The organism is Armatimonas sp. (genome assembly GCF_031410135.1).
Taxonomy (GTDB): domain Bacteria; phylum Armatimonadota; class Armatimonadia; order Armatimonadales; family Armatimonadaceae; genus Armatimonas.
This window is the reverse complement of record NZ_JANNYP010000547.1, coordinates 1-9,871: the sequence shown is the minus strand read 5'-3', so window position 1 is coordinate 9,871 and position 9,871 is coordinate 1. Positions and strand designations below refer to the sequence as shown.

Annotated in this window: 11 protein-coding genes; 10 read left to right on the top strand and 1 reads right to left on the bottom strand. The window is 59.3% G+C overall.

The window, feature by feature from the left end:
• The 10 genes from RMO15_RS20325 to RMO15_RS20280 all read left to right on the top strand — a co-directional run.
• The coding region (locus RMO15_RS20325; RefSeq protein WP_309716151.1) for a thiamine pyrophosphate-dependent enzyme at window positions 1-1,675 on the top strand (1,675 nt) is incomplete at its 5' end.
• Window positions 1,676-1,678: 3 nt separating this feature from the next.
• Window positions 1,679-2,887 (top strand): 2-oxoglutarate dehydrogenase complex dihydrolipoyllysine-residue succinyltransferase, encoded by a 1,209-nt coding sequence (gene odhB, locus RMO15_RS20320; RefSeq protein ID WP_309716149.1) that lies wholly within the window; start codon window positions 1,679-1,681, stop codon window positions 2,885-2,887.
• 8 nt (window positions 2,888-2,895) lie between these two features.
• Entirely contained in the window at window positions 2,896-3,675 is a 780-nt protein-coding gene (locus RMO15_RS20315) for a hypothetical protein (protein WP_309716146.1), read from the top strand.
• A 7-nt stretch (window positions 3,676-3,682) separates the two neighbouring features.
• A complete protein-coding gene (locus tag RMO15_RS20310) occupies window positions 3,683-4,636 on the top strand; it encodes a BREX system ATP-binding domain-containing protein (RefSeq protein ID WP_309716142.1) in 954 nt (317 codons plus the stop codon).
• A complete protein-coding gene (locus RMO15_RS20305; protein WP_309716139.1) occupies window positions 4,633-5,901 on the top strand; it encodes a BREX system ATP-binding domain-containing protein in 1,269 nt (422 codons plus the stop codon). The genes RMO15_RS20310 and RMO15_RS20305 overlap by 4 nt, the downstream gene beginning before the upstream one ends.
• On the top strand, window positions 5,901-6,338 hold the full coding sequence (locus tag RMO15_RS20300; RefSeq protein ID WP_309716136.1) for a hypothetical protein: 438 nt from the start codon (window positions 5,901-5,903) through the stop codon (window positions 6,336-6,338). The genes RMO15_RS20305 and RMO15_RS20300 overlap by 1 nt, the downstream gene beginning before the upstream one ends.
• Before the next feature lie 3 nt (window positions 6,339-6,341).
• Window positions 6,342-6,884 (top strand): hypothetical protein, encoded by a 543-nt coding sequence (locus RMO15_RS20295; protein WP_309716133.1) that lies wholly within the window; start codon window positions 6,342-6,344, stop codon window positions 6,882-6,884.
• Between the two features lie 395 nt (window positions 6,885-7,279).
• Window positions 7,280-7,783, top strand: a complete 504-nt coding sequence (locus RMO15_RS20290; protein WP_309716131.1) for a DUF1294 domain-containing protein — start codon at window positions 7,280-7,282, stop codon at window positions 7,781-7,783.
• Window positions 7,758-8,327 carry a DUF5655 domain-containing protein gene (locus tag RMO15_RS20285; RefSeq protein WP_309716127.1) on the top strand — a complete coding sequence of 190 codons (570 nt, stop codon included), beginning with the start codon at window positions 7,758-7,760 and terminating at the stop codon, window positions 8,325-8,327. The genes RMO15_RS20290 and RMO15_RS20285 overlap by 26 nt, the downstream gene beginning before the upstream one ends.
• A 329-nt stretch (window positions 8,328-8,656) precedes the next feature.
• Window positions 8,657-9,106, top strand: a complete 450-nt coding sequence (locus RMO15_RS20280; protein ID WP_309716125.1) for a hypothetical protein — start codon at window positions 8,657-8,659, stop codon at window positions 9,104-9,106.
• A 6-nt stretch (window positions 9,107-9,112) separates the two neighbouring features.
• Here the strand turns inward: RMO15_RS20280 and RMO15_RS20275 are convergent, their stop codons facing one another.
• Window positions 9,113-9,613: a hypothetical protein gene (locus RMO15_RS20275; protein ID WP_309716122.1), complete on the bottom strand. Its 501-nt coding sequence runs from the start codon at window positions 9,611-9,613 to the stop codon at window positions 9,113-9,115.
• Window positions 9,614-9,871 lie beyond the last annotated feature (258 nt).

Below are 9,871 nucleotides of genomic sequence, written 5' to 3'. Positions count from 1 at the left end.
CAATAACCAGATCGGCTTTACGACAGACCCGAAAGATGGCCGCTCGACGATGTACGCCAGCGATCTCGCCAAGGGCTTTGAGATCCCGATAGTTCATGTAAACGCCGACGATCCCGAGGCATGTCTGGCCGTGACCCGCATGGCTGTGGCGTACCGTCAGGCATTTGGTAAAGATTTTCTGATTGACTTAGTCGGCTACCGAAGGCTCGGACATAACGAGCAGGAAGAGCCCTCGTTCACACAGCCGCAGATGTACGAGACCATCCGCAAGTTCCCCCGCCTGCACGAGCGCTGGGCAAACGAGCTGGTCAAGCGTGGTCTGCTCACTCAGACCGATGTAGACGCGCTCCGCGAGGCAACTTGGAAGCGTCTTGAGGCAGCCAAAGAGCTTGCCCTGCAAAAAGGCTACCCCAAGCACGAGGATCATCCGCATCCCGGAAACGATCCGTGGCAGGTCGAGACAAAAGTCCCGGCAGAGCGCCTGAGTGAGACCAATGCGTTTCTCAATGCCGTTCCCAAGAGCTTCGCGATTGACCCGAAGCTGGAGAAGTCATTTCTGGGTGGCCGTCGCAACGCACTAGATGGCGAACACAAGATTGTCTGGGCACACGCGGAGGCGCTGGCCTATGGCTCAATCCTAGAAGATGGCATCCCAATTCGCCTCACGGGCCAGGACACCCAGCGCGGGACGTTCACCCAGCGTCAGCTGGTCTGGCACGATATCCAGAAGGGCACGAGCTACTGTGCTCACCACAACTTGCCGGGTGCCAAAGCCTCGCTAGCCCTCTACAACTCGCCCCTCTCCGAGAGCGCCGCGCTGGGCTTTGAGTACGGCTACTCGGTGCACGCGGAGGGGACACTGGTACTCTGGGAGGCGCAGTTCGGCGACTTTGTCAACGGGGCGCAAGTCATCATTGACCAGTTTATTGTGAGCGGCAAGGCCAAGTGGGAGCAACACCCCACGGTTGTCTTATTGCTGCCCCACGGCTACGAAGGCGCTGGCCCCGAGCACTCGTCGGCGCGCCTGGAGCGGTTCCTACTCCAGTGTGCAGGCGACAACCTACGGGTGGCCAACTGTTCAACAGCGGCGCAGTACTTCCATCTGCTCCGTCGCCAAGCTGCCACGCTAAAGTCCGACCCGCGTCCGCTGATCGTGATGACCCCCAAGAGCCTACTGCGCCATGCCCGCGCCGCCGCAAGCCTCACCGAGCTCTCGGAAGGTGGCTTCCAGGCCGTGCTCGATGACACGCGCGATGCCAGCCGCAAGAAGAGCGTGACCCGGCTGGTGCTGTGCTCGGGGAAGGTCTACTACGACATGGTCTACGGCGCGGCTCCGCAGTACACCGAGCGCCCGGACTATCTCGCTGCCGAGGGCGTTGCGATTGCCCGTGTCGAGCAGCTCTATCCCTTCCCTGCGGGAGATATTGAAGCGCTCGTCGCCAGCTACCCCGCCGTGCAGGAAGTTGTCTGGCTACAAGAGGAGCCGCAAAACATGGGAGCCTGGACATTTATGGCCCCCCGCTTGGAGAAGCTCCTGGGCTTCAAGCCGACGTACATAGGCCGTCCCGATGAGGCAAGCCCCGCTGAGGGCTCTCAAACCACTCACAATACCGAACAGCTTCGGATCGTCACTGAGGCGTTCCAGAACGTCCCCACAAGAAAGAGAGCGAAGTAGCAAATGCCGCTTGAGATAGTAGTTCCCCAGATGGGCGAGTCCATCGTCGAAGCAACCGTGGCACAGTGGCTGAAGAAGCCCGGTGAGGCCGTGAAGGCGCGTGAGGCGCTGGTGGAGCTGGAGACGGATAAAGTCAACCAAGTGATTGAGGCCGACGCGGACGGCGTGCTGACGCAAATCTTAGCGGAGGTCGGAGCCACGGTCGCCGTGGGCCAGGTAATCGGAGTGATTGAGGCCGGTGCCACGGCAAGTGCACCTGCTCCCGTGTCAGCCCCAGCTCCTGTTGCGTCGCCGGTTGCTAGCGGAGCAGACGCGACTCCAGTTGCGGCAGCGATGGCGGCAGCGAACAATGTTCCCCTCGACGGTGTCGCAGGCACCGGTCCCGCAGGCAAGATAGGTAAAGCCGATGTCGAGGCAAAGATCGCAACCCCCAAGGCCGTCACACCCGCTCCTACCCCCTTCGCGAAGCCGGAGGGGGTCGCCGTCCCAGCGGCGGGGGGAGGCGAGCGCCCCATTGAGCGCATCACGATGGCACGAAAGCGCAAGGCGATTGCATCGAACCTCAAGAATGCTCAGAACACCGCCGCTATTCTCACGACGTTTAATGAAGTGGACATGAGCAAGGTCATGGAGCTGCGTACCCGCCGCAAGGCCGAGTTTGAGACTCGTTTCGGGGTCGGACTGGGTTTCATGAGCTTCTTCACTAAGGCAACTATCGGGGCACTGAAACAATTTCCCATGGTCAACGCCGAGATTGACGACGCTCGCGGGGAAATTATCCTCAAAAAATACTACGATATCGGGATTGCCGTCGGGCTGGAAGATGGCTTGGTCGTCCCAATTATCCGGGATGCCGACAAACTCAGCTTTGCCGCGATTGAGAAGAAGATCAAGGAGCTAGCGGGCCGGGCAAAAGAGGGCAAGCTCGGGCTTGCGGATCTGACCGGTGGCTCGTTCTCCATCACCAACGGCGGCACGTTCGGCTCCATGCTCTCAACTCCGATCCTCAACTACCCCCAGGTCGGAATTCTCGGGATGCACAATATCGTCAAGCGCCCCGTGGTGGTCGGCGATGAGATCGTCATCCGCCCGATTATGTACCTGGCGCTCAGCTACGACCACCGCATCATTGACGGCAGCACCGCTGTCCGGTTCCTCGTGAAGATCAAAGAGCTCATCGAAGACCCCGAGACGCTACTTTTAGAGGGGTAGAGAAAAGTATGGCTTTAACGGATATTTTGAGCACTCACGAAAAACCTATTCGTGAGTGGCTGGACGCGGCAAAAAAGCATGTTGGGGCGGTGCAGAAGCTCCAGAAGGCGGTGGAGCTAGGCACGGTGCGAGATATAGAGAAGCTTCGGCTCGCGGCACAAGCCTCGGCGGAAACGCTGGTAGAGAAGGCATCGGCCTGCCCCGAGCTGGACTTCGATGCCGTCGCCTATCTCCAGAGCGATGGTGAGTTCCTCGACGAGCTGCTCGCCGAAGCACAGCGCATCGGGCTGACGGTCTACGAGCGCGAGGGGACGATCTTCTCCTATCCCGTTCTGGTGCGCCGCGAGCCCGACTTGGCGGCAGTCCGCATAGACAAGGCCCTGCACTTCACGATCCGGCCCTCGGTGCTGGCGGCGGCGCTGAAAAAGATCCAGGCACGCGAGGCAAAAGCCCGCCCGGAGCGCTTTATCGAGACGCTTTTTTCGGCCTACGAGCTGCTCCGCGCCAAAGACGGGCTGGCGAGCTGGATTGATCTGCCGCTCTCGCAGGTCTACGACATTCTGACGCTCCTGCCCGGAAGCGAGAAAGAGTACACGCTCCTCGACTTCACGCGGGATGTGTATTTCTTAGACACCAGTGGCATCACCGAGACGAAAAAAGGCTACGAGCTGAGCCTGCCCGCCAGCACCGCGTCGCGTGAGCGCAAGGCCAAGCTCCTGCCCTTTGTGGATCGGCAAGGGCGCGAGAAGCTCTACGCCACGGTAAAATTCACCCCGCCCGGAGATTAGAAAACCTATGGCTGTTGCACTGGACGAGTGGGTTCGCTGCCTAGACAATGAGTACCTAGCAGATTTTATCGCCGGGGGCGGCTCCGCCGTGCGGCTCATTGTTGCACCCGATGTGGACGCGGTGGACACAGCGCTGGCGACCCTGGCCGGTGTGGCGCTGGAGTGGGGCTACGGGCTGGCCTGGGTCAATGCCGGGCAGACCAAAGTCCAGCTCATTGAGCAGCTCTTCCATGCCGTCGCCCGCCAGATTGACTGGGAGACGGGCATCAAGCACTGGCTCAGAGGACAGCTCGAAAAGTCTGGCTACACGATCCCCGAGTCCGGGGCACTTGACGTGGACTCGCTGACGGTCTGTAACGACTTCAGCCGCGCCGAGCTTCTCTCCGAGGCGCGGCGCTGGGTTGCCCATGAGATCAGCAGCGACCACAGCCTCTACCGCGAGTTCCGCAATGCGATGGCGATGTTGGTACTGGGCCAGCTCAACCCCTCCAGCGTCACGCCCTCCGATGCGGAAGTCGTCTACCAGTGGCTGCGCGGCGAGAAGTGCTCGCTCTCGATCCTAAAGCGGCTGCGACTCTTCCAGCGCATCGGGCGGCACAACGGGCGGCTGATGCTCGCCTCGCTGGCGGCATTTCTGCCCAAGCTGGGGATGAAGGGGCTGGTTGTCTTGCTTGATATTCGCCCCGTGGTCTCTGAGATTCCCGGCGGCCTGCGCTACACCCGCGCCGCCATTCAAGATTTCTACGAAGTGCTCCGGCAGTGCATTGACAGCACGGATGAATTGCGTCACTTTCTGCTGATCGCTGCTGCTGGGCCGGGGCTCACCGAGAACGAGCGGCGCGGTCTCGACAGCTACACAGCGCTGAAGCTGCGCACGATCGAGGATGTACGCGACAAAGATAAAAGCAACCCGCTGGGGATGCTGGTTCACCTGGAGATGGAAGGGATGGCAAGCGCATGAGCACCGAGACTCCCACACTAGAACCGCAGCTCTGCCGCCGCGCCTTGGAAGCCCTCCGCGCAGGTGTCCCCAACCGCGATGCCGTGCGCCTGCTCACGCCGCTACACAAGCGGGCGACGGAGGAGTTTGCGAAGGCACTTCGGGGCATTGAGGAAGACAATAAAGCCCGTGGCATGGTGATCACGGGCGGCTTTGGCAGTGGCAAGTCGCACCTCTTGGAGTACCTGCGCCATCTCGGGATCGAGAGCCACTTTGTCTGCTCCCGTGTGACGCTCTCCAAAGAGACACCGCTCTCGGATCTGACAAAAGTGCTACGAAGCGCGATTGCCAGCGCGACGCTTCCTGATAGAGTCGGCCCCGCGCTCGCCGAGCTGGCCGAAGGCTTCTCCGCCGACAAAGCGCCCGGCTGGGCAGAGTTTTTCCAGTGGGTACACCGCACCCCCGAGCTCGATCCGCGCTTTGGCGCGACTCTCACGCTCTTTGAGCGCCTCGCCAGCACCGATGAAGAGCTCTCCGAGAAGATTTTAGCGGACTGGCAGGGCTTCCCACTGAAGCTGAGCGAGCTACGCGGGGCGCTGAAGTCACTGGGCTCAGACTCAGACTACACACTGGGCCGCCCTCAGAAAAATCAGGAGCTGCTGCGCTTTGCCTTTCTGACGCGCTTTTTTAAGGCGCTGGGCTACACGGGCTGGGTGATCTTACTCGACGAAGCCGAGCTGATCTCCCGCTACGGCCTACGGGCACGCGGGAAAGCCTACACCCATCTGGCGCAGCTTCTTGGGCTGAACGAAGACTCACGCATTCCCGGTTTACTGGTGGTCTCCGCCATCACCGACGACTACGCAGGAGAGGTGCTACACCGGCGCGGGGACCGCCTCAAAGTACCCGATAAGATGGAGCTGGCTGGAGAGCTTCCCAGCAAAATCGAGGATGCCAAGCGCGGAATTGCCGCCATCGAGACGACCAATCTCAGCGTGCAAGTGCCGGGACGCGAGCAAGTCCGCCAGACCCACGATACCCTCCAGGCCGTCTACGCCGCCGCCTACGACTGGCAGCCGCCCTCGCTCGCCGACACACTGGAGTACGCCGGGAGCACCCGCATGCGCCAGTACGTCCGCGCCTGGATCACTCTCTGGGATCTCAAGCGCCTCTACAACTACACCGGCGAGACCGTCACGGATTCGGTTAAACTCAGCTACGACGAAGACAAAGACATCGAGCAAGTCGTCGCCGACAACGACGACGGCCCCTTCGGCCCCGACTAATGCCAAAGCCCCTCACCGACGAAGAGAAGCTCATTGAGAAGCTCCGGCGCATTGAGGCACTCTACGCTCGCCCCGGCACAGCGGGCGAGCGTGAAGCTGCAGGCAGTGCCAGAGAGCGTATTCTGGCACGCTTGGCAGAGATTGAGAAGACGGAGGCGCTAGAGGAGTTTAGGCTCACCCTCTCTGATCGATGGGCCAAACAGCTCTTTCTTGCGCTGCTACGCCGCTACAACTTGGAGCCATATCGGTATCACGGCCAGAAATACACCACCGTCATGGTCAAAGCAACTCCCACCTTTATGAACGAGACGATCTGGCCCGAATACCAGGCTCTCTATAAAACTCTGGAAGCGCACCTGGAAGAAGTCACCCAGCGTGTTGTCGCCGAGGCACTCCACTCCGACACTTCAGACATCAGCCCCTCGCGCAAGACATAGGCCATGCGCTGGCAACTGCCCCTCTTCGATCCCACCGATGTCGAGTGTCTCCGCTTTCATGAGTCCTATGGCCACCACGGGCCTCTGACAGAGTATGTTGCAACTCTGGAGTGGCAAGGTGACTTTGTGGGAGTGGCCATCGGCTCACAGGGCATGGCCCGCGACGATGAAGTCGAGCTTACCTGGCCCGTTCGTATCTCGGAAATCTTCAGCACAACCTGTCTGCAAGCACTGGCAAACGTCCCCATGCACCCGCAGGACTATCGGCCTCCCCATCCTGGCCCCATGTCCTCTGGCTATTGGGTAGCATTAGAGATCGTCACGTCCACAGAGACACTCCTCTTCCGACACCAGTCAGGGGAAGGTTGGTATGTCCAGCGCAACGAAATCTACTGCTTTTGCAAAGCGCAGAAGCTGGTCTCCGCCGTGATGTACACGATTCAGGCGGCCATCAACACTGTGCAGCATGGGGAAGACTTGGATGCAGCGTGGGAGGAGTACCAGCGCCCCAAAACGCCCAAGCGCAAAACTTTGAGAAGCAGGTGAGTCGGTGAGCTTGCTGTGTCGGGCTGGAAGTTGGTGCGGAGGGTCGTCGGCGATTCGCGCAGTGCGCGCCGAACGGATCTGAACGAGACGTCGTCGTCCCTACCCGGTGTCGGCTCCCATTTGACCTCGTCGCCACAGGGCGGCAGGCTATAAATTGTCTGTCGTCTCCGTGCCGAGCACAGCAAGCTCACACATATGCTATCGCTTTTACCGCGCTTTGCAAACCCACCAAAAGGCAGGTACGAGGTATAATTTTTCACATGGGCGAACTCGGCAAACTGACCTCCTGGGATGATGCACGTGGCTTCGGCTTTATCACCTCTCTCCAGGGAAACAAACGCCTCTTCGTCCATATCTCAGCCTTCCCTCAAGGCCGTCGCCCTGTGGGAGAGGAAATGCTCCGCTATATCCCTGGCACCGATGATCGCGGGCGACTTCAAGCCCTTCGAGTCGAGTTTCTTGTAGAGGTAACAGAGCCTGCCCACTTCCGGTGGACACTAGCGACCTGGGGCGCACTAATCTTCGTAGCCCTCTTTCTTATGGCTCTTCTAGCGACTGTTTTTGTCGGCAAACTTCCCTTCTACATCCCGCTCGTCTCTATCCTCTTGAGCAGCATTCTTTTCACGGAGTATCAACACGATAAAAAAGCAGCTCAGGCAAGCCGCTGGCGCACTGCCGAAAACAGGCTTCATCTGCTGAGCCTCCTTGGCGGATGGCCCGGGGCTCTTGTGGCACAACAAGGTCTCAGGCATAAGTCTCGCAAGACCGCCTTTTTGGTTCCTTTCTGGATCACGGTCATCCTCAATATTGCGGCTCTGGGGATTTTTTCGAACGTCTTTTCCGCCTTGCAGTCTCCAGCGAGAGTAAGCGGTTATGAGCATTTTAGATCAAGCCATTGAGACCCAACTCAAAAATATCGAGGCCAAGACGGGTACCTCGCGCGACACCCTTCAAACCCAGCTTCTCCAGACAGGGCTCACCAAGCACGCCGACCTACGCACACACGCCCAGAGCACCTTTGAGCTTGGGTACGGTGATGCCAATGCCCTCGTCCACTTTGCCTGCGCCTCTAGCGGGAACTTCGCCGCCGAGGGCAAGAGCGGGGATGCTGTTCTGGACGAGATTTACGCAGGCCCCAAAGCTGTTCTTCGCTCCCTTCACGAAGCTCTCCTGACTCAGATCCTGGAAATTGGGGAGTTCGAGATTGCGCCCAAGAAAGGCTACGTCAGCCTGCGTCGCAAGAAGCAGTTCGCGATGGTTGGTCCGGCCACCAATACGCGTGTGGAGGTAGGCATTAACCACAAAACGCTTCCCGGCACCGAGCGTCTTGTTGCACAACCCACCGGGGGAATGTGCACGCACAAAATCAAGCTCACCGATGCTACCGAAGTCGACGATGAGCTGATGGGCTGGATTCGCAGTGCCTACGAGAGTGCGGGCTAAGGGCTTTTCAGAAAATAACTTATCTGTTCACAGTGCCTGCCATCATCTAAAATGGCTGGCAAAAATGGATAATTTAATCTTTGGCGACCTCTAACTCAGAAATAGAGAGCGGAGGCAAAACTTGAGGCGCTGGTGAGACGGTAGTCTGCCCCCTCGGTAAAAATCAGAGCAGGATATAGAGACCCCGGCTTGCTGTGGCAACCGTCTGAAGCATGGTAAGCACGGGGTCAATCACATCGGCTTTGAGCGAGAAGTCGGTGCAGAGCTACTCAAGAATCGCCTTTTCCTGATCCAGGAACTTTTTCACGTGAATTCTGTATCGTATGATAATGGAACCAGAAGAACAACGGCGTCGGAAAAGACGCGCTCTGCTCGCGGCGGCTTTGGGAATTGGTGGGCTCAGCCTTATCGGAGGATGCGGCTGGCTTGTCACTGCCTCGGTGCGAGCTTCATCCGAGGCAAAAGTGCCTTCGGAGCGCTTTTTGACACACCTGGAGAGACAAGAGTGGGAGAGTGCCCATGCGATGCTAGCCTCCACCACTCAGGGTAAAGCCACGCACACGACGCTGAAGGACATGCTTGGCCTTGTCACCAAGAAGACAGGTCCACTCACAGAACACAGTGGCCCGGTAAAGTACTACGTCGGTAGTGGCCCTGGGCGCTCCTACGTTCAGCTAACCTACCGTCTCAAAGGCGAAAAGGGAGAGTCCTACGCGCGGCTCCAGCTTATCCGAGAGTCGGGTGAGTGGCGCGTCGGCGGCTTTCACTTCGGCCTGTAGGATGGGCTAAAAGATAATATAGAGCCCTTGTCCGACACTTTTGGCCGCCTGAAGCATGGTGAGGACGGGGTCAATCACATCGGCCTTGAGCGGTAGCTCGGAGCGGAGGTTCTCTAGTATGGCAACGCTCTCTGCGACGTAGCTGGCAGACTGGAAGTAGCCGTCGGGGACTCCTAGGGCACCACCGCTCACGAATACCCGGCTCTCGGGGTAGAGGTCAATCAGTCCAAAACGGCACTTCGAAGCGGCGCTTCCTAGGCCGATATTGGCTGTCGGGTCGTAGTAGGCCGTGAGCGCCAGCGTTGTCCGTCGTGCGAAGCCATCGAAAGCGGCATCGTCGCGCCAGTCGGACTCGATGTGCCCTCCGTTGCGAGGGTTGCGTAGCTGTGCCCGGTGGTCGCTGATGAAGTGCTCCAGCGCCGCATCGTCGTGCCGATCCAGAATCGGGGCAAGGTCGCGGCGAAACGCAGCCTCGTCGAAAACAAAGGCTTTGTGTAGGTTACTCATAATTTAATTCTATCCGACTTTAAAATCCATTTAGAACCCATCCCCCCGACCCCCTTCCCTCTACGAAGGAAGGGGGAGCGCAGAGGGGGGCAGCCTCCCTGACCCTCCCTGCCCTGAGGGAGGGTGGCTCGCAGTGAGGAACGAACGTAGAGCCGGGTGGGTTCGATTTCCGCCTTCCGATCACCCGCTGGAGTACAATAGCATCATGAGTTCTGTCCCCCCGTCTCCCGCTTCTTTGCCTACCGAGCGCGCCGCGTG

Bases quoted from the DNA above. Each gene is read 5' to 3' on its own strand.
- odhB (WP_309716149.1), top strand. From the start codon at position 1,679: ATGCCGCTTGAGATAGTAGTTCCCCAGATGGGCGAGTCCATCGTCGAA.
- RMO15_RS20315 (WP_309716146.1), top strand. From the start codon at position 2,896: ATGGCTTTAACGGATATTTTGAGCACTCACGAAAAACCTATTCGTGAG.
- RMO15_RS20310 (WP_309716142.1), top strand. From the start codon at position 3,683: ATGGCTGTTGCACTGGACGAGTGGGTTCGCTGCCTAGACAATGAGTAC.
- RMO15_RS20305 (WP_309716139.1), top strand. From the start codon at position 4,633: ATGAGCACCGAGACTCCCACACTAGAACCGCAGCTCTGCCGCCGCGCC.
- RMO15_RS20300 (WP_309716136.1), top strand. From the start codon at position 5,901: ATGCCAAAGCCCCTCACCGACGAAGAGAAGCTCATTGAGAAGCTCCGG.
- RMO15_RS20295 (WP_309716133.1), top strand. From the start codon at position 6,342: ATGCGCTGGCAACTGCCCCTCTTCGATCCCACCGATGTCGAGTGTCTC.
- RMO15_RS20290 (WP_309716131.1), top strand. From the start codon at position 7,280: ATGCTCCGCTATATCCCTGGCACCGATGATCGCGGGCGACTTCAAGCC.
- RMO15_RS20285 (WP_309716127.1), top strand. From the start codon at position 7,758: ATGAGCATTTTAGATCAAGCCATTGAGACCCAACTCAAAAATATCGAG.
- RMO15_RS20280 (WP_309716125.1), top strand. From the start codon at position 8,657: ATGGAACCAGAAGAACAACGGCGTCGGAAAAGACGCGCTCTGCTCGCG.
- RMO15_RS20275 (WP_309716122.1), bottom strand. From the start codon at position 9,613: ATGAGTAACCTACACAAAGCCTTTGTTTTCGACGAGGCTGCGTTTCGC.